This window comes from Streptomyces sp. CNS606 (genome assembly GCF_000426325.1).
In genome coordinates, this window is record NZ_AUFD01000019.1 from 14856 (window position 1) to 38318 (window position 23463).

The following is a 23463-nucleotide window of genomic DNA, read 5'->3' on the forward strand; positions in this document are numbered from 1 at the left end:
GGACCCCCCGCGCCCGGCCGGCCGCGGCCCCGGACCAGCGCCCCCGTCACGCGCCGGAGACCGGGCCGCCGCAGGCCGCGCGTCCACCCGGCAGGCCGTGGGGGAATATGGGGGCGCGTTACCCATGCGTGGCTCCGCGGCCGCTGACAGCGTGGGGGACGTGACGAACCCGAGATCCTTCCACGACCCCGCGGGAGAAGGCCTCGCCCCGTACTGGTGGGCGCGTGGGCTCACCCTGCGCGACCGGCTCCACGCCGGCGCCGCCGAGGCGGTCACCGCCGCGACGGGTGCGGAACTCGACGACTGGCGGCGACGTACCCGGACGCTCGACCCGGACGGGGCCATGGCCCTGCGGCTGGACGAACTCCAGCTGGGAGAGGGCCAACTCGCCGCGCTGGCCTCGGAGCCGGCGGCCCGCCTGGCCGGCCGCAGCGAACTCCCGTCCTGGGCACGGTTCGTGGCCGACGCGCTGGCCGACGCCCCTGCCGCGGCCCCCGAGGCCACCGGTACGGCCGCCGGGGCCGGGCCGGACGGCGACTGGCGGGCGGCGTTCGCCCAGGTCTTCGCGCCGCTGGTACGCGCCGCCGCTCTCCGCCTGCAGGCCGGAGTGCCGCAGGACCCCGGGGCCGTGGACGCCCGCGTCGGCGCCCAGTTCTCCGAACGACTGGGACGGCGACTCGCCGAACCCGCGGCCCGCACCCTGGTCCTGGAACTCCACCGGGCACGGGAGGCCGGCAGGCTCGCCGGAGCGGACCCCCGCACCCGCTTCGCGGACTTCGTCCGGCGCACCGGCGGACGGCAGGCCCTCTGCCGGCTCTTCGCGGACTATCCCGTCCTGGCACGGCTGCTGGCCCAGCTCTGCCTCCAGACGGCCGACGCCACCGCAGAGGTGCTGGGGCGCTACCGGGCCGACCGGGACGCCCTGCGCACCACGCTGTTCGGCGGACGCGACCCGGGCCCGGTGGTGGAGGTGGACCTCGGGCAGGGCGACACCCACGACGGGGGACGGTCGGTGGCGAAGCTGCGCTTCGCCTCGGGCGCCCGCGTGGTGTACAAGCCCCGGTCCACGGCGCAGCACGCCCCGCTGGACCGGATGATCCACTGGCTCAACGGCAAGGTGCCCGGCCTGGCGCTGCGGACCCTGACGACGCTGGACCGGCCGGGCTACGGATGGGTCGAGCACGTGGAGCGGCGACCGTGCGACGAGGACGCCGACGTGGACCGCTTCTACCGGCGGCAGGGCGCCCTCCTCGCCCTCCTGCACGCGGTGGAGGGGGTGGACATGCACTGCGAGAACCTCATCGCCTGCGCGGACCAGCCGGTGCTCGTGGACGTGGAGACGCTGCTGCATCCCTCCGTGCCGCCCGCCACCACGGCCGGCTCCGACCCGGCGGCCGTCGTCTTCGCGGCCTCCGTGCACCGCACCTGCGTCCTCCCGCAGCCGATGTTCGGCGAGAACGGGGCGCTGGACGTGTCGGCGCTCGGCGGATCGGGCGGCGGGACCTACCCCACGGACTGCGTGACCTGGGCCGATCCCTGCACCGACCTCATGCGCCTGGTGCGCCGTCCGCAGCCCTACGCGGGGGCGGACAACCTCCCCGCACGCGCCGGGGCGGACGCCGACCCGGGCGCCTACGAAGCCGCGCTGCTGTCCGGCTTCCGCGCCGGATACGACGCGCTCACCGCGCACCGGGACGAACTCCTCGCCCCCGGTGGTCCGTTGAGCGCCTGCGGGGAGGCGCAGCTGCGGCTGATCGCGCGCCCGACGCGCCTGTACGGCACGCTGCTGGAGGAGTCCACCCACCCCGAACTGCTCCGGGACGCGCTGGACCGGGACGCCGTCCTGGCCGCCCTCCACCTGGAGTCGGAGGGCGACGACCTGCGCAAGCGGCTCGTGGAGGCCGAGATCGCGGACCTGTGGCAGGGCGACGTGCCGCTCTTCCGGCACCGCCCGGAGCACCGGCACGCCTGGACGTCCGAAGGCACCCGGCTGACGGGCCTCCTGGCCCGGTCGGGGCTGCAGTCCGCCCACGAGAAGATCCGTGACCTGTCCGAAGTCGGGCGACACCAGCAGGAGTGGCTGATCTCCTCGGCGCTGGCCGTCCACCGGAGCGGCCCCCAGGCCCACCGCAGCGGGAACCCCTCGCCGTCGGCGCCGCCCGCGGCGGCAGTCGGGGAGCGGCGGCTGATGGCGGCGGCCTGCGGAATCGCCGACGAGATCGTCGGCCGCGCCGTCCACCGGGACGATCGCGCCAACTGGCTCGGCATGGAACCGGTCGACGGCGCGCACTGGTCAGTGCTGCCGATGGGGGCGGGCCTCGCCCACGGATACGCCGGCCCGGCCCTGTTCCTGGCCCAGCTGGGGGCGCTCACCGGCGTCGCGCGCTACACCGAACTCGCCGCGGACGCGGCGCGTCCCCTGCCGCTCCTCACCCGCGCCCTGGCCCACGACTCCCGGCTGGCCCGCGCGGTGGGCATCGGCGGCTTCCACGGGCTCGGCGGCCTGTGCTACGTCCTCGCCCGGCTCGGCACGCTGCTCGGCGGGACCGCCGGCGACGGTCTCGCAGACGCCCTCACCGCCTGGGCGGCCGCGGGAGCGGCGGCGGCCGAGGAGGACGCTGGGCCGACGGGTCTCGGCGACGGCACCGCCGGAGCACTGGTCGCCGCCCTCGCCGTACACCGCGAGACCGGTCTCCCGCACGCCGCCTCGCTGGCCGACGACTTCGCCGCACGCCTCCTGCCGGCGGCCGAGGCGCACCTCGCCGCGCCCGCCGTCCCGCCGTCGTCCGGCGGCGGTTCGCCCCACGGCTTCGCCGACGGCCTCGCCGGCGTCGGCTGGGCACTGGCCCGCTATGCGGCCCGGGACGGCCGCCGCACGCGGTACGCCGAGGTGGCCCGCGCGGTGCACCGGACGGCGCTCCAGCGGGCCCGCCGAGCCGGCGATGACGACAGCTGGTGCTCCGGGATGGCCGGCGCGCTGCTCCCGGCCCTCGAACTCGGCCCGGCGGGCGCGGAGTCGTCCGCCGACGTCGACCCCTGGCTCGCTCAGCTGGCCGCCACCCCGGTCCGCTCCGATCTGAGCCTGTGCCACGGCGAACTCGGCGTCCTGGAGGCCCTGCACCTGCTGCGGACCTCCGGGAACACCGCTGCCGGAGACCTGCTCGCCCACCGCTCGGGCCTGGTGCTCGGCGCTCTCGACCAGGGCGGCCCGCGGTGCGGCACGCCCGAGGGCACCCGCACTCCCGGGCTGCTGAGCGGGCTCGCCGGAATCGGCTACGCGCTGCTCCGTCTCGGCGCGGACCGGCACGTGCCGTCGGTGCTGCTCCTCGACGCCACGCCCCGGCCCGAACCGGGAGCCGCCGGCTTCGCGGGGCACGACGGCACCGCCCGGAGCGGCACGAACTCCCGTGGCGGCCGGGCCGATGGAGCCTGCGAGGCCCCGGAACGCACCTCCCACACACCCTTCCCCACCCCGACCGTGATGTGACCATCCCACCCACCGAAAGGAACCACCCATGCGTCAGCACACCGCACGCCAGGCCGTGTCCCCCCGCGAGGGCGACGGAGCGGCGCTCGTCGCAGGACCGGCCGGCGAGATCAGACCGACGGGACGCGCCGGCCGCTCCGCCCGTGCCCAGGTCCTCGCCGGACTCAACCTGGGCACGGGCCTGGTGCCGGTCCTGAACGAGGTGCACACCAGCGTCAGCGTGCCCGTCGTGCCCTCCTGACGCGACGCAGCGGGCCACCGCCGGCCGCCCGGCAGCCCTCCCGGGCGGCCGGGCCCACCGCCGTCGTGCCGCCGGGAGAACGATTGGTCATCTCCCAGATGTGACCGAGTCGTGCACATGGCGGGTACATTCCGCCTCATGCAGCCTCAGGTTCCCCAGACGGTCGGCCGCGAGGAAGAACTCGCCCGGTTGCAGTCGCTGGTGCATTCCGGGAGTGCCGGCCGCGGCCGCTCGGTCTTCCTCGTCGGCGAGGGCGGCATCGGCAAGTCCCGCCTGGCGGCGGAGGCGACCGGGCGCGCGGTCGGCGCCGGGATGCGCGTCATGACGGGCCGCGGCAGCACCATCGGGCCGATGCTGCCCTTCCGGCCCCTGACGGAGGCGCTGATGTCGCTCTTCCGCACCGGGCCCCCGGTCGAGGAGTCCGGACTCGGGCCCTACCGGCCCGTGCTGGGCCGGCTGGTGCCCGACTGGAGCACCGGGGAACACGGCGACGAGTCGCTGGTCGTCCTGGCGGAGGCCGTACTGCGGCTCCTCGCCGTCGTCGGCCGCGACGGCGGCTGCATGCTCGTCCTCGAGGACCTGCACGACGCCGACACCGAGACCCTCGTCGTCGTCGAGTACCTCATCGACAACCTGTCCCAACTCCCCGTGGCGCTCCTGGTCACCACCCGCGCCGAGCCCTGTCCCGCCCTCGACCTGGCGCGCTCTGCGGCACAGCGGCGTTCCGGGGAACTCCTCGCCCTCCGTCCGCTGACGGAGGACCAGGTCGTGAGCATGGTCGCGTCGAGTCTGGAGACGGAACCGGACCAGGTGCCACGTGCAGTCGTCGAGAGACTCTGGCAGGACAGCGCGGGAAACCCGTTCCTGGTCGAGGAGCTGTTACACGGACTCGTCAACAGCGGCTCCCTGGTGCAGGGCGCCGACGGCTGGCGCGCCATCGGGCCCCAGCGGACCGCCGTGCCCAGCACTCTGGTGCAGGGGATAGCCCGGCGTACCGACCGCCTCGGGCCGCAGGGCCGCGAACTGCTGTCCGCCGCCGCCGTGCTCGGGCGCCGCTTCCCCCTCTCCGTCCTGCAGCGCACCACGGAGATCGACGACCGGAGCCTGCTCAGCCACCTGCACGCCGGCGTCGCCGCCCAACTCGTCGTCCCCGACGACCCCGCGCCCGACTGGTACGCCTTCCGCCACCCCCTCACCGCGGAGGCGCTCCTCGCCCAGCTCACCTCCTTCGAACGCGCCTCCCTCAGCCGCCGCGCCGCCGACGCCGCGGAGTCGCTCAATCCCGCGCTGGACGGCGAATGGTGCGCCCTGGTGGCGGCGCTGCGCCGTGACGCGGGGGAGACGGACGTCGCCGCCCGGCTCTTCACCGAAGCAGGCCGCAGAGCGTTGGACCGCGGTGCGGTGCAGTCGGCGATCAGCCTGCTCGAAGGGGCCGACGAACTGCTCGCCGACGGCCGGGACACCACGGCCCGCGCGGACACGCTGCAGGTCCTCCTGCCCGCACTCGCCGAAGCGGGCGAACTGGACCGTGCCCTCCGCCTCGCGGAAACCCTGCACGACACCGTGGGCACCGGGGTGGCCGCGTCCCGGCTCGCCGACCTGCACACCAGGCTCGCCCGCATAGCCCACCTCGCCGGCCGCGGCGCGGACGGCGAGGCGCAGGTGGCGGAAGCCCGGAGGCTGCTGTCCGCCACGCCGGGCAGCGAACACACCGCGTCCGTCGACGTGGTGGCCGCTCACCTGGCACTGGACGCCCCCGGAGCGGACCGCACCCAGCACGCCGAGAAGCTGGCGCGCGCCGCGGTGGCGTCCGCCTCGCTCCCCGAGGCCCCGCTGCCGCACGTCGCCTGTCAGGCGTGGGAGATCCTCGGGGTGCTCGCCCGGGAACGCGACCTGTCGGAAGCGGCCGACTGCTTCGAACGCGCCCGCAGCACCGCCGAGGAGCACGGCCTCACCATCCCCCGGCTCTACGCCATGGTCCACCTGGGCGGCAGCCAGTGGCTCGCGGACGGTGAGACCTCCGTGCTGCAGACTGCCCGGGCCGAGGCGGCCCGGGTGGGTGCCGTCGTGATCACCCTGACCATCGACGCGATCACCGTGCTCCACGACACCCTGCGCGGCCGGCTCGACCAGGCCGCCGCGCACGCCGACGCCTGCCTGGAGACCGCGACACGACTGCGCCTGGCACCCGTCGCGCGCTACCTCCTGATGGCCCGCTCGGTCGCCGCCGCCCACCGCGGGGACCGCGCCGGAATGGAGCGCGCGGAGGAGGAGTTCGCCCGCTGGGAGGGCGCGGGCTCCCACGAGGAGCCCCTGCAGCTCGGCCTCGCCCGCGTCTTCTGCGCGCTGCTGGAGGAGGACCGGGAACGCGCGCTCCGCGACCTCGACCGGGTACGCAGCAGGGAGGAGGACGGCCCCACCCGCTTCCACCTCGGCGGCCGCCACGGCCTCCGCATCCTGCTGGACGTCCTGTCCGGCGACGCGGACTGGGACCGCTACGTCGAGGCGTCCGCCACCTCCGCCGGACGCATGCGCTGGAACCGGCAGTTCGTGGACCTCGCCCACGCGGTGCTGCTCGGCCGCGACGGCCGCGGCGAGGAGGCCGCCGAGGCCGTCGCCGAAGGGGCACGGCACGCCGAGGGTTTCCCCGTCGCCCGGCACCTGGGACTCCGGCTGGTGGCGGAGGCGGCCCTCGACGACGGCTGGGGCGATCCCGTCACCTGGCTGCGGGAGGCGGAGGAGTGCTTCCACGGCAGGGACGTGCCCGCCGTGGCCGGAGCGTGCCGGGCCCTGCTGCGCCGCAGCGGTGTGTCGGTCCGGCAGCGCCGGAGCGGCACCGACCGCATCCCCGCCGCGCTGCGGGCCCGCGGCGTGACCGTGCGGGAGTACGAGGTGTTCCAGCTGCTGGCGGAGCGCCTCAGCAACAAGGGCATCGCGGCCCGCCTGTACATCTCGCCGCGCACGGTGGAGAAGCATGTCGCCCAGCTCATCGCCAAGATGGAGGTGCGCGACCGCGAGCAGCTCTGCGCCGTGGCCGCCGAGACCTGACCGGCGCCGCCGGTGCCGCCGGGGAGCGCGGGGTGCCGCGGAGCGGCGGCCCGGCTCCGTCGCGTACCGTCGGCCCCCGTACGAACCCGGCCGGGGCTCCGACCCCGGCTCGGGAGCCGGTGCCGAACCAGGAGACAGCCCATGGCCGACCCCGTACCGGGACAGTCACCCTTCCGCGACGCGTGGAGCCCGGACGAGGAGCCCGCGCCGCACGCACTGCTCGAACCGGTGACCGGCCTGCTGGGCACCTGGGCCGGCGGCGGACACGGCGCATACCCAACGCTCGACGGCGACTTCGCCTACCGGCAGCAGGTCACCTTCAGTCACGACGGCCGCCCCTTCCTGCACTACGAGGCGCGTGCCTGGCTCGTCGACGCGGACGGCACCCCGCTGCGCCCCTCCGCACGCGAGACCGGCTGGTGGCGGCTGCAGCCCGACGGGCACGTGGAAGCGCTGATCACGCAGCCCACCGGCGTCGCCGAGCTCCTGACCGGCCGGGTCGGCTCCGGCTCGGCCGACCTGGTCAGCGGGCAGGTGGCCCTCACCCCCACCGCGAAGCAGGTCGACGCCAGCCGCCGCCGCTACACCCTCACCGACGCGGACACCCTCGACTTCCACCACGACCTGCAGGCCGTGGGACAGCCGATGCAGCACCACCTGTCGGCCCGTCTCCACCGCACCCCGGCTCCTTGACCGGATCGGGCCGCTGGCCGAGGCGCCGTGCGGCGACCGCCACTACACGGTCGTCAGCGGTTCCGGCGCCGCCACGCTCGCCCGCTGCATGGACGAGGGGGACTGGCGGACCCTGCGCGGCGACGAGTCGGACGAGCCGCTGGTGACCGTCCGGTACGCCGCCCCCGGCCATCCGGACGGACCTGCCTCACCAACGCCGGCAACCCCCACAACAACAAGCCCGTCGCGGTCGTCGAACTCGCCCCCGGCGACCAGGAACTGGCCTTCGTCGGCCTCGCCTGGCCCGAGAGTCGTCCCCAGCCGCCCGAATGCGTCGTGCCCAGCCACACCGGCTGACGGGCGGCAGCGGGGCGGGGTCGCGCCACCGCGACGCTCGGTTATGACGACATAACCCTCTGCAAAGTAGGATCGCATCTACGTAAGGACGCATCTGCCTTGGATTGCGCGGAGGTTTCACGGAGTTCCGCGGCCGAGTCAGGGACCTCGAATCGCTGGCCGAGCAGTATCGGACGGTGGAGGGCGGGTCCTCCGGGACACGTGGGCGTGCGGTGATAGCGACCGGTCGGTGATGGAGGCGTTGCAGTCCTACCGTCGTCCGTTCTTCGGCAAGGGAACGAAGATGGTCGTCCAGCCCCTGAACCTCGCCGACGTGCAGGCCATGACCGGCTCGGCGCCGCCGGTGCAGTGGACGCCACGTTGATCACCGGCGGCTTTCCCGGGATCGTGCAGTCGTGGACTCCGGGGACGACGCGTACCGAGTTCCTGCGGACGTCGTTCGCCTCTCCGCTGTCGCCGTTGCCGGCCGCCGGAGAGCTGTCGTTGCTGGGCGAGTTCCCCGAGGCGTCCCGCTCCCGATCCGTGCTGGAAGCGGTCGGCAGCGGTGAACGCACCTTCAGTGCGATCGCAGCCGAAGCGGGGGGTGCCGGGGCGCTGCCGTCGGGCACGCTGTCCCCGCTCCTGGCCATGCTGCAGGCCAAGGGCATCATCGCCGCGGACCTGCCCTTGTCGGAGAAGGCGGACACCAAGAACAAGCGGTACCGGATCGCCGACCCGTACCTGCGGTTCTGGCTGGCCTTTCTCCAGCGCGCGATTCCGCTGGTCGAGCGTGGCCGCGGCGATGTGGCGCTCGAGAGGGTCGAACGCTCGTGGACCACCTGGCGCGGTCGTGCCGTCGAACCCCTCGTCCGGGAGTCGCTGCTGCGCCTCCTGCCGAGCGGTGAGTGGCCCGAAACCGAGGCGGTCGGAGGCCGGTGGAACAGGCGGAACAATCCCGAGGTGGACCTCGTCGGCGCGGACCGTGAGCCGGTGGCGCGACGGGTGCACTTCGTCGGGTCGATCAAGTGGCTCGATCGCCAGCCGTTCGGCAGGCACGAGAACGACGCCCTCGTCCGTCACGTGCCGGCGGTTCCCGGCGCCACTCCCGAGACCGCGCTGGTCGCCGTCTCACGCTCCGGTGTGGCGGACGACGTTCCGCTGGCGGCGTGCTGGGGGCCGGAGGATCTCCTCCGCGCCCGGCGGCCCGGATAGGGCTACCGACGCACGCCCAGCTCTCGCTGATCGCTCAGCAGCCGGTACCGGCGCGGAGCTCAGGCGGGGTGGCCCGTGCCCGGCGGTTCTGCCGGTCCGCCGGAAGCGGGCTTCACCCCGGCGCGGTGACGAAGTCTCCCGTCGATCGAGTCCGGGGAGCGGCCCCGATCAACGACGTCAACTCACTGTTCCAGCCTGCGAGGTGAGGGCCCCGGAGGTGAGCGGCGTCGGTGGAGAGGCCGGGCGGGGGCAGGTCCGGGGGTGTCGGCGCGTGACGGGTTCCGGTGGCGACGCGAACCCCCGGCGTGCCTCGAGAGGTGCCCCCCTGTAGACGTCGATAATCGTTTTCATTACAGTGCTACCGTTCTCGTTCCCGGTCCGCGACACCGCCTGCCGCGGACCGGGGCCATGTCGTCGCACTGAGGGAGCAGCATGTCCACACCCCGCAGCCGCAGGAACTTCCTCGCCCTGGCAGGCACCGCGAGCACGGCAGGAGCCCTGGCGCTCACCGGCTGCGGCGCCGGGACGGGGCGCGGGAGCGACGGGGCGAAGGGCCGGCCGCAGCGCGGCGGGCAGTTCCGCGCGCTGTTCACCGGGGGAGGAGAGCGGGAGACCATCGACCCGCACGCCGAGGCGCTGGCCATCGACATGGCCCGCACCAAGGCCCTGTTCGACCGGCTCGTCGAGCTGGACGCCTCCATGGCACCGGTTCCGCGGCTCGCCACGAAGTGGGAGTCCGACGCCGAGGCGACCGTGTGGCGGTTCACCCTGCGGGACGCGACGTTCCACGACGGGAAGAAGCTCGTACCCGACGACGTGCTGTTCAGCCTGGCTCGCATTCTCGACCCGAAGGCCACGACCCACTTCGCGCAGTCGCTGTTGTCCGTCGTCGACCTCAAGAAGAGCCGCAGCATGGGCAAGAACACCGTCGAACTCCGGCTCACCCGGCCGTCCGCCGATTTCCCCTCCCTGCTGGGCACACTCGGCACCGCGATCGTCAGCTCCCGCTACGACGACCCCTCCAAGCCTGCCGGGACCGGCGCCTTCCGGCTCACGTCCTTCCGGCCCGGGCGGTCGTTCACCGCCGAACGGTTCGACGACCACTGGGACGGCGGCGCCTACGTCGACGAACTGCGCATCCTCTCCGCGGAGGCCGAGGCCCGCGGCAACGCCCTGCGCGCCGGTGAGGCGGAGTACGGCTACGAGATGACGCCGACCTTCGCCCGCACGGCGGAGGCGGACGGCTCGGTGCGCATCGTGACGGCCAAGGCGAGCACCGCGCAGGCGATCGTCATGAAGTGCGACCAGGAGCCCTTCGACGACCCGGACGTCACGCTCGCCTTCAAGCTCCTGGCCGACCGGCAGAAGCTGGTCGACGTGGTGCTGGCGGGCCGGGGGAGGGTCGGCAACGACATGTTCGGCAAGGGCTACCAGTACTACCCCGGCGACGTCCCGCAGCGCCGGCGCGACGTCGCCGAGGCCCGCTCGCTGCTGAAGAAGGCCGGGGTGCTGAACAAGACGTTCTCGATCTTCACCTCCTCCGTCGCCGCCGGTTTCGTCGAGGCGGCCACGCTGTTCGCCGAGCAGGCCGCCGAAGCGGGGGTGCGGATCAGGATCGACCAGGGTTCTCCGGAGACCTACTTCAAGGACCAGCTGACCAAGGGCGTGATGGGCAGCCACCGCTCGGGAGCCATGACGATCCCCAACTACCTCAACGACCGGCTGCTGACGGAGTCGCCGTTCAACGCCTCCGCGTGGCGCCGCCGTGACTTCGACAAGACCTTCGCCGAAGCGCAGTCGACCACCGACGAGGCGACCCGCACCCGGCTGTACGGCGAGCTCCAGCGCACCGTTCGCGACGAGGGCGGGCTGCTGGTCTGGGGCCACCCGGACTGGCTGAACGCCGTCACCTCCCGGGTCGGCGGCGTCAAGGAGGCCCCGCCCAACACGATGGACTCGGGCCGCTTCGACAAGGTGTGGCTGGCCTGACGATGCGCGGGTACGCCTTGCAGCGGCTCGCTCTGGGAGTCGTCCAACTCGCTCTGCTCGCCGTCCTCGTCTTCGCGCTGACCTCCCTGCTTCCCGGCGACGCCGCGGACGTCCGCAACAACGAGGACGCCACACCGGAACAGGTGCAGGCGCTGCGCGAGCAGCTCCAGCTCGACCGGCCGCCCCTGGAACGGTTCGGGGACTGGGCGCACGGCGTGCTCACCGGCGACCTCGGCACCTCCCTGGTCAGCGGAGGGCCCGTCCTGGACGTCCTGGCCGAGTCGGCGGCGGTCACCCTGGTGCTCGCCGCGGTGACCCTCGCCGTGGTCGTGCCGCTCGCGGTGCTGCTCGGGGTGCTCTCGGGGCTGCGCGAGGGAGGGCGCCTGGATCGTGCCGTCACCTCCCTGACGCTCACGCTGAACTCGGTTCCCGACTTCGTCCTCGCCCTGCTGCTGGTGGCCGGACTGTCCCTGCGGCTCGGCTGGCTGCCGGCGACCTGGGTCGGGGTGGGTGCCGCCGAACTCCTGGTGCAGCCGGCGCTGCTGGTCCTGCCGGTCACCGTGGTCGCCGCCCGGATGATCTGCCTGCTCTCCCGGCAGGTGCGGGCCGGGATGGTGACGGTGCTGCATGCCGGCTACGTGGCCCAGGCGCGCCGCCTGGGCGTGCCGCGCCGGACGCTGCTGCTGCGGCACGTGCTGCCCAACGCGGCCGTCCCCGGCATCCAGGAGCTCGCCCGGGTGGGCGACAACCTGGTGGGCGGCGTGCTGATCGTCGAGGCCGTCTTCGCCATCCCCGGCGTGGCCACCGCCCTGGTCGGCGCGGTGGAGGCCCGGGACGTGCCGACGGTGCAGGGGCTGGCCCTCGTACTCGCCGTCGCCGCGCTCCTCTTCAGCCTCGCAGCGGACCTGGTCTGCCACCGGCTCGTTCCCCGGACGGAGGTGCTCCGGTGAAGACGAAGCGCGTGACGGCGTCCCTCGGCGGCCTGCTGCTCGTTCTGCCGGTGGGACTCGCGCTGGCCGGCCCGCTGTTCGCCGACGTCCCGGCGCCGGGGGCGGCTCTGCCCTATGCCGGCAGCGGCGGCGCGCACCCGCTCGGCACGGACGGTCTGGGCCGCGACGTGCTGGCCCTGCTCCTGCACGGTGGCCGCAGTGCGCTGGGCATGGCGCTCGGTGCCGTGGCACTCGCCTACCTTCTCGGTGGCTTCGTCGGCCTGCTGGCGGCGTCGGCCCGCAGCCGCTGGCTGGACGAACTCCTCATCCGTCCGCTGGACGTGCTGCTCCCGCTGCCCACCCTGCTGGTGATCAGCGTCGTCGCCGTGGGATGGCGGGGGTCGCCCGTCGCCATCACCGTCGCGGTGGCCGCCGTCAACGTGCCGCAGGTCGCGCGACTGGTGCGGGCAGCCGCTCTGGACGCCGCCTGCAGCCCCGTCGCCGAGGCGCTGCGGCTGCAGGGCGAGTCCCGGGCGCGGATCCAGCTCGACTGGGTGGCACGTTCGGTGCTGGCCCCGGTCGCCGCCGACGTCGGCACCCGCATCACCTTCGCCGTGTTCCTGGTCGGGTCCGCGAACTTCCTGGGCCTCGGGCTGAGCCCGACGGCGCCCGACTGGGCGGTGAGCATCGCCCGGAGCCGTGAGGGCCTGCTGCTCCAGCCGTGGGCCGTGGCGGCACCCGCCGTTCTGCTCGTCATGTTCACCGTGGGCATCAACCTGCTCGCCGACCACAGGCTGGCGCGTTCCCGCCGTATCCGACAGGAGGCCGCTCGATGACCCCGCAGGCGCCCGTGGTCTCCGCACGCGGGCTGACAGCCCGGGTGGGGAAGACCCTGCTCCTCGACGCGGTCGACTTCGACCTGCACCCGGGACGGGTCACCGCCCTCGTCGGACCCTCCGGCAGCGGCAAGACCACGGCGGCCCTGGCCCTGCTGGGCGAGGCCGGCCCGGGGGTGAGCCTCACCGGCAGGGTCACGGCCGGCTCCGTCACCGTCGTGGACGGCGACGGGGTGACCCGTGAGGCCGCCGGGATACCGGGCCGCGTCGTCGCCTACATGCCCCAGCACCCGGGCAGCGCCCTGAACCCGGCGCGGCGCACCGGGACCGTGCTGGCCGAACTGGCGCGGCTGCACCACGGGCCCGGCACGGGACCGGTGACCAACGCGCTCCAGGCGGCGCAGCTGCCCACCGGCCGGGACACGCGGCGACGCTTCCCCCACCAGTTCTCCGGCGGACAGCGCCAGCGCGTGGCGCTCGCGCAGACCCTCGTGTGCCGCCCCCGAGCACTGGTCCTCGACGAACCGAGCACCGGCCTCGACACGGTCACCCGCATGCGGCTGGCGGAGGAACTGGCGGGCCTGGCCGGTGCCGGCCTGGCAGTGCTGTTGCTCAGCCACGACCACGATCTGGTCCGTGCGCTCGCCGACCACGTCGTCGTCCTGCACCGCGGACGGGTGACCGCGGCGGGGGAACCGGAGGAGGCACTTCCCCCTCGACGGCCCGTGACCGCCGAACGCCACACCCCTCACGACGACTTCGGACGGCCCCCGGTGCTGGAGGTACGCGATCTGACCGCGCATCTCCACGGCCGCGGCCGAGGGCGAGTGCTGGACGGCATCGGGTTCGAACTGCCCGCCGGCGCGTGCCTCGGCGTCGCCGGGGTCTCCGGAAGCGGCAAGACGACGCTCGCCCGCTGCATCGCCGGCCTCCACGAGCGCCACCGCGGTGCGGTGCTGCTGGACGGGACCCCGCTTCCCGTACTGCGCCGCCGCTCCGGGGAGCAGAAGCGGCGCGTGCAGTACGTGTGGCAGGAGGTGCGCACGTCGTTCGACGAGCGCCGCCCGGTGGTGGAACAGGTCGCCCGCACCGCCGTACGGCTGCGCGAGGTGGAGCCGGACCGTGCCCGGGCGGAGGCCCGTGACCTGCTCACCCGTCTCGGGCTCGCCTCCGGCACCGTCGAGCGGCGCCCCGGCGGCCTGTCCGGAGGCGAACTGCAGCGCGCGGCCCTCGCCCGTGCCGTGCTGGCCCGGCCGGACGTGCTCGTCTGCGACGAGATCACCACCGCCCTCGACCCCGACGCGACCCGAGCGGTCCTGGACGAACTCGCCCGGCTGCGCGGCGGGCACGGCACGGCTCTGCTCTGGGTGAGCCACGACCTGGAACTGCTCGCCGCCGTCGCTCACCACCTCGTCGTCCTCGACGGCGGACGCATCGTCGAGGACGGAACCCCCGAGGAGGTCCTCCATGCGCCCCGAACCCGTCAGGCCGGAGAACTCGTCGGCGCGTCGGACCTGAGCAGAACCCGGCTGGACCCCGCGGTGGCCGCGCCCGCGCACGGCGCGTGACCGCACCTTTCCCCCCCTCACCCCAGTCCCGATCACGGAGGACACATGACCGACCGGACCACAGCGGACGTTCCCCCCTCCCAGGACGCCGTCCGCGCCCTGCTCGACGAACTGCCCGACACCCTGCCCCGCGACGAGATCCTGGCCCTCAACAGCTCCTCGTCCGACATCCACACGCAGCGCGCGTACACCTACAACGGCTGGTCGTTCGAGCTGCCGCCGGGGGTCTTCAGGCCCGGTGACACCAGCCGGATCATCCACGACCGCATGCTGGACGGCACCATCGCGCTCGCGGGACGTTCCTACGCGGCGATCGGCGTCGGTCTCGGCGTGGAAGCCGTGATCGCCGGAGTCATGGATGCCCGTGAGATCTGGGCTGCGGACATCCACCCGGACAGTGTGGCCGCGACCCGCGCCTGCTACGAGCGTCTCGTTCCCCACCGGCCGGACACCACTCTCCGGCCACTCGTCTCCCATCTGTTCGAGGAGTTCCCGGACTCCGCCCGTCTCGACGTCATCACCTTCAACCCGCCGGCGGTCAGCACCCGGACCAGTGACGACCCGACGGTCATCCGCAACGTGTGCGTGGGCATCGAGATCGTGAGGCGCTTCTTCGACCAGATCGAGGACCGTGATCTCCTCGCGCCCGGCGGCGAGGTGTACCTGATCGTCTCCAACACCTCCGAGCTGAAGAACATCGTCGCTCACGCGATCGACGCGGGTTTCACCCCGGAGGTCGTCCACCGGCAGACCTGGGAGGGCGACAACTGCCAGGCGTACCTGTTCAGGATGCGCCGCGGACACCAGGCCTGAGCGGGAGAAACCCACCATGTACGAGCACATAGCCGAAGCACTCAAGGAACCCGACCTGGTCAGGATTCCTCCCGGAGCGGTCTGCGTCCGTTTCGAGACGATGAAGCTCTACTCGGCGCTCGGCGCCGTCCGCCACCTGCTGGAGACGGGGCAGGTCGCCCCCGGCGACACGCTCGTCGACAGCTCCAGCGGCATCTACGCACACGCCCTGGCCCTCGCCTGCCACCGGTACGGCCTGCGATGCCACATCGTCGGCTCCACCACCGTCGACCGCACGCTCCGTGTCCAGCTGGAGGTGCTCGGCGCCACTCTCGAACAGGTCCGTCCGTCCAAGAACCTGCGGCTGGACCAGAACCTCCGCGTCGAACGGATCGGCGAACTGCTGAAGAAGAACCCCGACTACCACTGGATGCGGCAGTACCACGACGACATCCACTACCTGGGGTATCGCGACGTGGCCGCGCTCATCGGGGACGCCGTACCCGAGGGCCCCCTCACCCTCGTCGGAGGCGTCGGCACCGGAGCCTCCACAGGAGCGATCTCCACGTACCTGCGCGAGGCGGGACGTGAGGTCACCCTCACCGGCGTGCAGCCCTTCGGCAGCGTCACCTTCGGCAGCGAGCACGTCTCCGACCCCGACATCATCATCGCGGGCATCGGCAGCTCCATCCCCTTCGACAACGTCCGCCACCACCTCTACGACCGCATCCACTGGGTGAACTTCGACTACGCCATGTCCGGCGCCGTCGAACTCCTCCGCGTCAGCGGGATCTTCGCCGGCCTGTCGGCCGGAGCGGCGTACCTCGCGACCCTCTGGGAGCGTGCGCGCGACGACGCACCCACGTACGTCTTCCTCGCAGCCGACACCGGGCACCGCTACGTCGACACCGCCTACGCCCACCACTGCAAGGCCCTCGGACTGGGCTCGATGGTCCCGCACGAGGTCACCACCCACGACGACCTGCGCCATCCCTGGTCGGTGATGGACTGGCCGCCCGGCGCGAGCCCACGCGCGCGCGACGCGTCCGTCCTCGTCCCCGGAGCGGCATGAGCCTCCGCGCCGCACCCCGGGTCCCCACGCGCGGGCCCGAGGCCGCTCCGCACACCCGCGTCACGAAGGACGGTTGAGGCTTCCTCAGCCGAGCGATCCTCCGACCGGGACGCCGTACCCCTCGAAACCCCCGACCGGCCTTCCCCGACCGCCGACCCCCCGACAGAAGAGAGTCCGCATGCCCGCCCCACCACCCCGGTCCACAGCCTCACTCCGCCAAGCGGTCCTCGACGGCGTGTACGGGCAGCCCCCCGCAGACTTCACGGTGACCAGCGCGTTCTGGCTCCACCACACCACCCGCCTCGCGGGCAGCCGGGTCACCTACCGCAACCACTACCTCCTGCTGCGGTCCGGGAACGTCTTCGGCGCATGCTCCTTCGAAGCAGGCGACCTCGACCCCGACTTCTGCGCGGACGCCTCCGGCCACACCCTCGACGAGCTCATCCGGCACGAGAAGCCCGCCGTCGGCGTCGCGGCTCTCGACGCCTATCTGGCCCGCCTCCAGCCGCACTCCGCGCATCCCGGCGCGGAGACCGTCACGCTCCCGGCCGGGACACCCGACACACGAGCCCGGGCCAGGGACGCCGCAGTCGCCGGCCTTCTCGACATCCCCGAAGGCGCGAAGGTGGCCCTGATCGGCGTCGTCAACCCGCTGGTCGCGGCGATACGCGACCGGGGCGGCGTCCCCCTGCCCTGCGACTTCAACCTGCGCACCACCAACTGGGGCGATCCCGTCACCGACGACATGCACCAGGTGCTCGCCGAGGCGGACGCGGTGATCGCCACCGGTATGACCCTCGTCAACGGCAGCTTCGACGACATCCTCGACCACTGCCGCAAGCACGGAACACCCCTCACCGTCTACGCACAGAGCGGCGGTGCCGTCGCGCGGGCGTTCCTGGGCGCGGGCGTGACCGCACTCTCGGCCGAACCGTTCCCCTTCTCCCAGTTCAGCGCCGACGAGACCGCGCTGTACCGGTACCGGGCGGTGACGCCGTGAGCAGCGGTGCCGAGCGGTTCGGGAAGAGTGCGCCACCCCGCGCGGAGGGCCCGGCGGGCACCCACGCACCGCAGACGGCTCCGGCACCGGCACCGGCATCGGCGCCAGGGACGGAACCGGGGAAGGACGCCGTCCCGAACGACTGGCGGATGGCCCGGGAGCTGTGGCCCTTCATGCTGGCCTCGGCCGTGGGGCTCGTCCCCTTCACCATCTACAGCACCTTCCTCGTCCCCATCGCCGAAGTCTCCGAGGGCTCGGTCGCGGCGCTGGGACAACTGCGCGGCCTCGGCGGCCTCGCCGCGCTCGCGGTGGGCACCGCCCTCGCCCCCTTCATCGACCGTGTGCGCAAGGAACGGGCGGCGGCCGCGGGACTGGCGATCCTGGCCGTGTCCGCAGCGCTCGGCGCCGGCGGCGAGTTCCTGCTGATGGCGGCCTTCTGCCTGCTCGTCGGGGGCGGTACCGCCGTTCTCAACCCGGCGCTCACGGCCGCCGCCGCGGACCGCTTCTCCAGTGACGCCGCCGCGGGCCGGGCCGCGACCCTCATCACCGCCACGCAGTCCTTCACCGCGCTCCTCGCGGCACCGCTGGTGGCGCTGCCGGCCCTGGTGTGGGGGTGGCAGGGAGACCTGTGGGCCGTCACGGCCCTCTGCTCCGCGCTCGCCCTCTACTTCCTCCTCCGTCTCGGCCGCCGCGCGCCCGGCGGCCCGCACGGCGACGAGGAGACGCGGCAGGACCGGCCCGGCTACCTGGCGTCGTTCAGGCTGCTGGCCGGGCTCCCCGGGGTGATCCCGCTGCTGTGCGTGGCCATGCTGCGCACCGCCGCGTTCATGGGGTATCTCGCCTACCTGGCGGCGTTCTACGACGAGCGTTTCGGACTCACCCCCAGCACCTTCGCTCTGGTCTGGACGCTCAGCGGAGCCTCGTTCTTCGTCGGCAACCTTCTCGCGGGCAGGCTCCTGAGCGCCGACCGGCACACCGCCTCCACCGACCGCCTCATGACGATCGCCCTGGTCGTCGCCCTGGTCGCCCTGGTCGGCGTCTTCCTGAGCCGATCCCTCTACGTGGCTCTCCCGCTGACCGCCGTGATCGGCGTGGGCCACGCCACCGTCGCCGCCTGCGTCACCACCTCCCTCGTACGGCGATGCGGGAACCTGCGCGGGACAGCCCTGAGCATCAACGCCGCCGGCATGAGCTTCGGGGTGTTCCTCGGCGCCGGAGCCGGCGGCATCGGCCTCGCCGCAGGCGGATATCCCGGGACGGCCGCGGCACTCGGCGGACTGACCCTCGTGGCACTCGTCTTCGCGCGTCTCGCCGGCCGCTCCGCGGCGACCGCGGGGAAGTGACCGCACCGCCGGGCGGCTGCGGGCTCCTCACGGGAAGACCTGCTGCGGGGGCTCCCGCAGCCGCCGGTGGCTTCGTCCTGGCGGGGCGGGTTCGCGCGGGCTCTGCGTGCCGGGCCGGGCGCTACCTCTCCAGGGCCGCGGCGGGCGACGCGGGGAGACGTCCGTTCGCGTGCTCGGTCTGCAGTGTCACGTGCGACAGCGCGAACTCCTTCGCCAGTATCCGCCGCAGATCCCGGCTCACGGCGTGGCAGTCGCCTCTCACCACGACGTGGGCCGACAGGGTGGGTTCACCCGAGGTGATCAGCCAGACGTGCAGGTTCCCCACCTCTTCGACCCCCGGCAGCCGGGCCATCCGTCGCCGGATGGTGTCGGGGTCGAGGTGGTCGGGCGCCGCCTGGAGGAAGACGCGGGTCGCGTCACGCACCAGGCCCCAGCCGGCCTTCACCATCAGGGCGACGACCAGGAGTGTGGCGAGGGGGTCCGCGCGGACGAATCCGGTCGTCACCACGATCACGCCCGCGACCGCGGTGCCGATGAAGGCGAAGAGGTCGTTGAGGACGTGCTGGTAGGCGCCCTCGACGTTGAGCGAGGACCGGTTGGCACGGGAGATGCACCACGCGCACGCGATGTTGACGACGATTCCCGCCAGCGCCGTCCACACGACCACCCCGCCCTCCACGTCGGGCGGGGAGAAGAGCCGGTGCACCGCCTCGTGCGCGAGCCAGCAGGCCAGGAGGAGCAGCGTCAGACCGTTCGCCTGTGCGGAGAGGATCTCCACCCGTTTGAGCCCGTAGGTGTACCCGCCCTTCGGGGGCCGGGACGAGAGACGGAGCGCCACCAGCGCCAGGACGATGGAGACCGCGTCGGTGAGCATGTGTGCCGCGTCCGACAGCAGCGCCAACGAGCCGGCCATGACTGCGGCGACCGCTTCGACCAGCATGAACGCGACCAGCAGAGCCAGGGCCAGGGTCAGCCAGCGTCTGTCGGTCTCCGCCGACACGCCGTGATCATGCCCGTGACCACCGTGTCCGTGATCGTGTGCACCCACTGTCGCTCCCTCGCTCGACGGACCGAAACGCGCAGAACCGCGCGGATCCGCACCTCGCCCGGCTTCAACCGCGGGTTATCCAACCAGCCCGACTCCCTTTCTGGTAGGCCGTGTTGGGCTCGGTGCCGACCCGCGCACCGCCCTTGGACCGGGCGTCCGCCCCGGATGCCGGCGGGTCCCGGCCGACGCTTCCGCGGAGACGCCTCGGCCGGTGCGTGGCCGCGCACCGTGGACACCCTGTACATCGCCTTCGGCGAGGTCAAGGAACGCCGCGGGGCAGGGCGTCGCGACCGCTGGTGTGCCACCCGCCTGGCAGGGAGGTGAGGACCTCCCGCCGTCGGTTCCCGCCGGTCCCGGAGCGGGCACGTCGCGGTGCCGCACGGTGACCACGTCGACCACGTCGGCTGCGTCCACGACGGTCACCGCCACGCCCTCCACGACGGTCACGGGGACGAACACCGACCTCGTGGTCCGGTGCCGGGTCCGCGCCCCGTGGAGGACGGCGGTGGAGGCGCGCCTTCGGAGTCCCCCTCAGCGGGCGTCGCTGCTGCACACGGTGAGGATGCGGACGGCGCGTTCGCCCGTGTGGGCGTCGCGGCCGTGCCAGACGCGGTAGTTGTCCAGGACGAGGATGTCTCCTTCGCCGAGCCGGAAGCGGGGCAGCGGGGGCTCCTCTTCGTGCACGACCTTCGCGAACCGGTCGAGCATGGTGCGGACGTGCTCGAGGTCCGGGTCCCGGTGGAGGGGCACGGCGCCGTCGGTGCGACGGACGATGCGGCGCCCGGTGCGGGTGTACTCGATGTGCCGGGCGACGCGAGGGCTCGCCGGGAGGCCGCGCAGGTGGGGCCACGCCCCGTAGAGGTCGACGTCCTGGGTCGTGAGGAACCGCCACAACTCCGGGTCCGCGGTACGGCATGCGTCGGCGAAGCGGTAGGCGTCGAGGGCGAAGGAGTCTCCTCCCGCGGGCGCCGCCTTCAGACACTGGATCAGGACGTAGTCCTCGTCGGGATGACGGCGCCGGTGCCGGACGCCGCCGATGTCGACGGTCAGGTCGAGGCTGTCCGCGTGCAGGTGGACGGGGCCGCCGTCGTACGAGGCTCGCACGCGCTGAGGGAAGAGCCGGCTCAGGCGGCTGCCGAGAACCTGGGCGGCTGCCACGGTGAGGGCGTCGCCGCTGCTGCCGTACCCGGCGAGGACGACAGCACCGCGCCGGTCCAGTGCCGCGGACGCGTGGTGGATGTCCTCGGGCCCGACTCGAGCGGGGAGGTCCATGGGCGGCGCTCCTTGCTGCGGAGTGAGGGGTGTGCACTGCTGCGTCGATCCCGCGGAGGGCACGGCCGGCTCGAGGCGGGCGGCGCCCTGCGCGGCGGCGGGTGGGCCAGGGCCTCCCTGTCGGTGCGCAGAAGCTCTTGCACACAGCTTGCAACAAGTGGAGGGCTCGCCACCAGTCGGGTCACCCTCATGCCACACGGGCCTTCTCGGTGTAGGCGGCGTGACATTGCCCCTGTGGGCCCGCGCCGTCTCGGCGGAACGGACCCTGTCGTCGCCCGTCACGGGCACGGGCGCGCGTGGCTGTGCCCGGCGAGCGTGCGGCCGTGGTGGGCCCGGAAACGGCCCGGCCCACCACGCGCCGCTTCACCAGGAGGACTTGGTCACCCCTGGCAGGTGGCCCGCGTGGGCGTGCCGGCGCATGCGCACCCGGGAGAGGCCGAACTTGCGGAGGTGGCCTCGGGGACGTCCGTCGACGTTGTCCCGGTTGCGGACGCGGGTCGCACTCGCATCCCTCGGCTGGCGCCGCAGTTCCTCCTGGGCGGCCTGGCGTTCTGCCGTGGTGGAGGCGGGCCGCCGGATGATCTCCTTCAGCTCTGCACGCCGAGCCGCGTACCGGGCGACGACGGCCTTCCGCTTCTCGTTCTTGGCGATCTTGCTCGACTTGGCCATCAGACCTTCCCTCCTCGTGCGCGGATCCTCGCCACCGCCGCCTCGACCCCGATGACGTCGACCGTCTTGACGCCCCGGGCACTCAGCCTCAGGCGCACGTGGCGGCTCTCGCTGGGCAGCCAGTAGCGCTTGTGCTGCACGTTCGGGTCGAAGCGCCGGGAGGTGCGGCGGTGGGAGTGCGAGACCGACTTGCCGAAGCGCGGCCGGGTGCCGGTCAGTTGGCAGTGGGCAGACATGTGTGAACCTCGCCTCTCTGCGGAATCCCCGCTTGATGAAAATGGAAACCGTTGCCATATAGTACGGGGTATGGCACGCAACGAGCTACGTCCGGTCGTCAGGCTGCGGTCCACCGCAGGCACCGGCTTCACCTACGTCACGAGAAAGAACCGGCGGAACACCCCGGACCGCCTGACCCTGCGCAAGTACGACCCCGTCGCCCGCAAGCACGTCGAGTTCCGCGAACAGCGCTGAGCCGCCGCCCCGGACCCCGAGACCCCCAGGACACCGCCATGAAGCCCGTCATCCACCCCCGCTACGCCCCCGTCGTCTTCCGTGACAAGGCCGCCGACTTCGCCTTCCTCACCCGTTCCACGGTGACCAGTGAGAAGACGATCGAATGGGAGGACGGCACCACCTGTCCCGTCATCGACGTCGAGATCTCCTCCGCCGGTCACCCCTACTGCACGGGCAACGCCCGCGTCGTGGACACGGCCGGTCGTGTGGAGCGCTTCGAACGTCGCTACGGACGATGCGAGGCCCCGCAGTGAACTCCGTCGCCTCCCGGCTGGCCGTCGTCCTCGTCGCCGGCCTGCACAGTGATGCCCGGCAGCACGTCGTGCACAAGCTGCTGCACGACGTCCCCCACAGCATCGCCCTCCACCACGACCTGGCGCGGGCCGCAGCCGACGGCGCCGTACGGCGCACCGTCCGCGACGCCGCAGGCGAGATCTCCTCCGGCACGGCACCACTCGTCAACGACTGTGCCTGCTGCGCGCTGCGCGAGGACCTCGTGCCCGAACTGGAGCGCCTCGCGTCGAGCGGTCTGCACCGCCTCGCCGTCGTCGAACTCTGGGACTCCGTGGAGCCGAAGGCGATGACCGAGGTCATCAGCACATACGGGGGCGAGTTCCTCGAAGTCACCAACGTGATCACCGCTGTCGACCCGGCCCTCGTGCTCCCCTGTCTCGCCAACGGCGACGACCTGGCCGAAGCCGGACTCGCCGTCGCGGCCAGCGATCAGCGCACCATCGCCGACACCTGGGCCCGACAGCTGGAGTACCCGCCCGTCCACGCCCTCGTCGAGAGCGAGCACGCCGACGCGGAGGACTACGCCCTCCTCGCCCAACTCCATCCCACTGCCCGCCGTGTGCGCGTCCAGCGAGAAGACGTCACGACCCTCGCCTTCACGGGATTCGACGTCGAAGCGGCGGCCGCCGCGCAGCACCCCGCTTGTGCGCTGCTCCCACAGGAGTCCGACGAGGCGGGCGTCGCCACCCTCGTCTGGCGCGGCGATCGCCCCTTCCACCCCGAGCGGCTCCATGCCGCGCTCGAGGAACTCACCTGCGCCGCCGCGCGCAGCCGCGGCCGGTTCTGGCTCGCCGATCGCCCGGACACGCTCCTCGCCTGGGACGCCGCCGGAGGCGCCCTCTGCGTGGAGAACGCCGGGCCCTGGCTCGCCTCACTGCCCGACGCCGCATGGGAGATGATCCCGCCCATGCGCCGTGCAGCCGCGGCACTGGACTGGCACCCCGAACACGGGGACCGCGGTCAGCACCTGGTCTTCACCTCACCCGACCTGGACCGCGACGGCGTGCGCCGACTCCTTGCCTCATGCCTTCTGACCGATTCCGAGTACGCCGCGGGGCGTGCAGCGTGGGCAGAGTTCCCCGCCGCGTTCGCCTCCCTCCTCGACTCCCCGACATGACGTTCGACCCTCGCACCACACCGGA

The 23463-nt window shown here is 73.2% G+C and carries 21 protein-coding genes; 17 read left to right on the plus strand and 4 right to left on the minus strand.

Features of this window, described 5'->3' with window-relative positions:
* Positions 1 to 160: 160 nt before the first annotated feature.
* From K304_RS29105 to K304_RS29120, 14 genes are all read left to right on the plus strand, one after another.
* On the plus strand, positions 161 to 3487 hold the full coding sequence (locus K304_RS29105) for a type 2 lanthipeptide synthetase LanM family protein (RefSeq protein WP_158687349.1): 3327 nt from the start codon (positions 161 to 163) through the stop codon (positions 3485 to 3487).
* Positions 3488 to 3515: 28 nt separating this feature from the next.
* A complete protein-coding gene (locus K304_RS0114705) occupies positions 3516 to 3728 on the plus strand; it encodes a hypothetical protein (RefSeq protein WP_027764366.1) in 213 nt (70 codons plus the stop codon).
* Between the two features lie 138 nt (positions 3729 to 3866).
* Positions 3867 to 6776 carry a helix-turn-helix transcriptional regulator gene (locus K304_RS0114710; RefSeq protein WP_027764367.1) on the plus strand — a complete coding sequence of 970 codons (2910 nt, stop codon included), beginning with the start codon at positions 3867 to 3869 and terminating at the stop codon, positions 6774 to 6776.
* A gap of 141 nt (positions 6777 to 6917) precedes the next feature.
* Entirely contained in the window at positions 6918 to 7469 is a 552-nt protein-coding gene (locus tag K304_RS0114715) for a nitrobindin family protein (protein WP_027764368.1), read from the plus strand.
* A gap of 565 nt (positions 7470 to 8034) precedes the next feature.
* Positions 8035 to 8169 (plus strand): hypothetical protein, encoded by a 135-nt coding sequence (locus K304_RS34060; protein WP_486591670.1) that lies wholly within the window; start codon positions 8035 to 8037, stop codon positions 8167 to 8169.
* Complete coding sequence (locus K304_RS29110) at positions 8154 to 8996, plus strand: DUF234 domain-containing protein (RefSeq protein WP_486591671.1); 843 nt, start codon at positions 8154 to 8156, stop codon at positions 8994 to 8996. The genes K304_RS34060 and K304_RS29110 overlap by 16 nt, the downstream gene beginning before the upstream one ends.
* A gap of 432 nt (positions 8997 to 9428) precedes the next feature.
* The gene (locus K304_RS0114730; RefSeq protein ID WP_027764370.1) at positions 9429 to 10985 is read left to right on the plus strand and encodes an ABC transporter substrate-binding protein; all 1557 of its coding nucleotides are present in this window, start codon (positions 9429 to 9431) and stop codon (positions 10983 to 10985) included.
* Positions 10986 to 10987: 2 nt separating this feature from the next.
* Positions 10988 to 11935, plus strand: coding sequence for an ABC transporter permease (locus K304_RS0114735; RefSeq protein WP_027764371.1), 948 nt, complete (start codon positions 10988 to 10990; stop codon positions 11933 to 11935).
* Positions 11932 to 12750: an ABC transporter permease subunit gene (locus tag K304_RS0114740; protein ID WP_027764372.1), complete on the plus strand. Its 819-nt coding sequence runs from the start codon at positions 11932 to 11934 to the stop codon at positions 12748 to 12750. The genes K304_RS0114735 and K304_RS0114740 overlap by 4 nt, the downstream gene beginning before the upstream one ends.
* Positions 12747 to 14318 (plus strand): ATP-binding cassette domain-containing protein, encoded by a 1572-nt coding sequence (locus K304_RS29115; RefSeq protein ID WP_037790495.1) that lies wholly within the window; start codon positions 12747 to 12749, stop codon positions 14316 to 14318. The genes K304_RS0114740 and K304_RS29115 overlap by 4 nt, the downstream gene beginning before the upstream one ends.
* A gap of 45 nt (positions 14319 to 14363) precedes the next feature.
* On the plus strand, positions 14364 to 15131 hold the full coding sequence (locus K304_RS0114750) for a methyltransferase (RefSeq protein ID WP_051308469.1): 768 nt from the start codon (positions 14364 to 14366) through the stop codon (positions 15129 to 15131).
* Between the two features lie 16 nt (positions 15132 to 15147).
* Positions 15148 to 16182: a pyridoxal-phosphate dependent enzyme gene (locus K304_RS0114755; RefSeq protein WP_027764374.1), complete on the plus strand. Its 1035-nt coding sequence runs from the start codon at positions 15148 to 15150 to the stop codon at positions 16180 to 16182.
* A gap of 178 nt (positions 16183 to 16360) precedes the next feature.
* Positions 16361 to 17182, plus strand: a complete 822-nt coding sequence (locus tag K304_RS0114760; RefSeq protein ID WP_027764375.1) for a Rossmann-like domain-containing protein — start codon at positions 16361 to 16363, stop codon at positions 17180 to 17182.
* Positions 17183 to 17331: 149 nt separating this feature from the next.
* Positions 17332 to 18525 carry an MFS transporter gene (locus K304_RS29120; RefSeq protein ID WP_037790498.1) on the plus strand — a complete coding sequence of 398 codons (1194 nt, stop codon included), beginning with the start codon at positions 17332 to 17334 and terminating at the stop codon, positions 18523 to 18525.
* A gap of 121 nt (positions 18526 to 18646) precedes the next feature.
* On the opposite strand, the gene K304_RS29125 is transcribed toward K304_RS29120, so the two are convergent.
* The 4 genes from K304_RS29125 to rpmB all read right to left on the minus strand — a co-directional run bounded on the left by K304_RS29125 (position 18647) and on the right by rpmB (position 21750).
* Positions 18647 to 19525 (minus strand): cation diffusion facilitator family transporter, encoded by an 879-nt coding sequence (locus tag K304_RS29125; protein WP_486591672.1) that lies wholly within the window; start codon positions 19523 to 19525, stop codon positions 18647 to 18649.
* Positions 19526 to 20104: 579 nt separating this feature from the next.
* On the minus strand, positions 20105 to 20908 hold the full coding sequence (locus K304_RS0114775) for a TauD/TfdA family dioxygenase (RefSeq protein ID WP_486591673.1): 804 nt from the start codon (positions 20906 to 20908) through the stop codon (positions 20105 to 20107).
* A 300-nt stretch (positions 20909 to 21208) separates the two neighbouring features.
* Entirely contained in the window at positions 21209 to 21514 is a 306-nt protein-coding gene (rpsN, locus tag K304_RS0114780) for a 30S ribosomal protein S14 (protein ID WP_027764377.1), read from the minus strand.
* Positions 21514 to 21750, minus strand: coding sequence for a 50S ribosomal protein L28 (gene rpmB, locus K304_RS0114785; protein ID WP_027764378.1), 237 nt, complete (start codon positions 21748 to 21750; stop codon positions 21514 to 21516). The genes rpsN and rpmB overlap by 1 nt, the downstream gene beginning before the upstream one ends.
* A 70-nt stretch (positions 21751 to 21820) precedes the next feature.
* Between rpmB and rpmG the strand changes: the two genes are divergently transcribed.
* From rpmG to K304_RS0114800, 3 genes are read left to right on the plus strand one after another with little or no spacing between them, the layout of a single operon-like run.
* Positions 21821 to 21985: a 50S ribosomal protein L33 gene (gene rpmG, locus K304_RS0114790; RefSeq protein ID WP_027764379.1), complete on the plus strand. Its 165-nt coding sequence runs from the start codon at positions 21821 to 21823 to the stop codon at positions 21983 to 21985.
* A 38-nt stretch (positions 21986 to 22023) separates the two neighbouring features.
* Entirely contained in the window at positions 22024 to 22281 is a 258-nt protein-coding gene (locus K304_RS0114795) for a type B 50S ribosomal protein L31 (protein WP_027764380.1), read from the plus strand.
* On the plus strand, positions 22263 to 23438 hold the full coding sequence (locus K304_RS0114800; RefSeq protein ID WP_037790500.1) for a GTP-binding protein: 1176 nt from the start codon (positions 22263 to 22265) through the stop codon (positions 23436 to 23438). Before K304_RS0114795 ends, K304_RS0114800 begins: the two co-directional genes overlap by 19 nt.
* Positions 23439 to 23463: the final 25 nt, after the last annotated feature.

Bases quoted from the DNA above. Each gene is read 5' to 3' on its own strand.
- K304_RS0114705 (WP_027764366.1), top strand. From the start codon at position 3,516: ATGCGTCAGCACACCGCACGCCAGGCCGTGTCCCCCCGCGAGGGCGAC.
- K304_RS0114710 (WP_027764367.1), top strand. From the start codon at position 3,867: ATGCAGCCTCAGGTTCCCCAGACGGTCGGCCGCGAGGAAGAACTCGCC.
- K304_RS0114715 (WP_027764368.1), top strand. From the start codon at position 6,918: ATGGCCGACCCCGTACCGGGACAGTCACCCTTCCGCGACGCGTGGAGC.
- K304_RS0114730 (WP_027764370.1), top strand. From the start codon at position 9,429: ATGTCCACACCCCGCAGCCGCAGGAACTTCCTCGCCCTGGCAGGCACC.
- K304_RS0114735 (WP_027764371.1), top strand. From the start codon at position 10,988: ATGCGCGGGTACGCCTTGCAGCGGCTCGCTCTGGGAGTCGTCCAACTC.
- K304_RS29115 (WP_037790495.1), top strand. From the start codon at position 12,747: ATGACCCCGCAGGCGCCCGTGGTCTCCGCACGCGGGCTGACAGCCCGG.
- K304_RS0114750 (WP_051308469.1), top strand. From the start codon at position 14,364: ATGACCGACCGGACCACAGCGGACGTTCCCCCCTCCCAGGACGCCGTC.
- K304_RS0114755 (WP_027764374.1), top strand. From the start codon at position 15,148: ATGTACGAGCACATAGCCGAAGCACTCAAGGAACCCGACCTGGTCAGG.
- K304_RS0114760 (WP_027764375.1), top strand. From the start codon at position 16,361: ATGCCCGCCCCACCACCCCGGTCCACAGCCTCACTCCGCCAAGCGGTC.
- K304_RS29120 (WP_037790498.1), top strand. From the start codon at position 17,332: ATGGCCCGGGAGCTGTGGCCCTTCATGCTGGCCTCGGCCGTGGGGCTC.
- rpsN (WP_027764377.1), bottom strand. From the start codon at position 21,514: ATGGCCAAGTCGAGCAAGATCGCCAAGAACGAGAAGCGGAAGGCCGTC.
- rpmB (WP_027764378.1), bottom strand. From the start codon at position 21,750: ATGTCTGCCCACTGCCAACTGACCGGCACCCGGCCGCGCTTCGGCAAG.
- rpmG (WP_027764379.1), top strand. From the start codon at position 21,821: ATGGCACGCAACGAGCTACGTCCGGTCGTCAGGCTGCGGTCCACCGCA.
- K304_RS0114795 (WP_027764380.1), top strand. From the start codon at position 22,024: ATGAAGCCCGTCATCCACCCCCGCTACGCCCCCGTCGTCTTCCGTGAC.
- K304_RS0114800 (WP_037790500.1), top strand. From the start codon at position 22,263: ATGCGAGGCCCCGCAGTGAACTCCGTCGCCTCCCGGCTGGCCGTCGTC.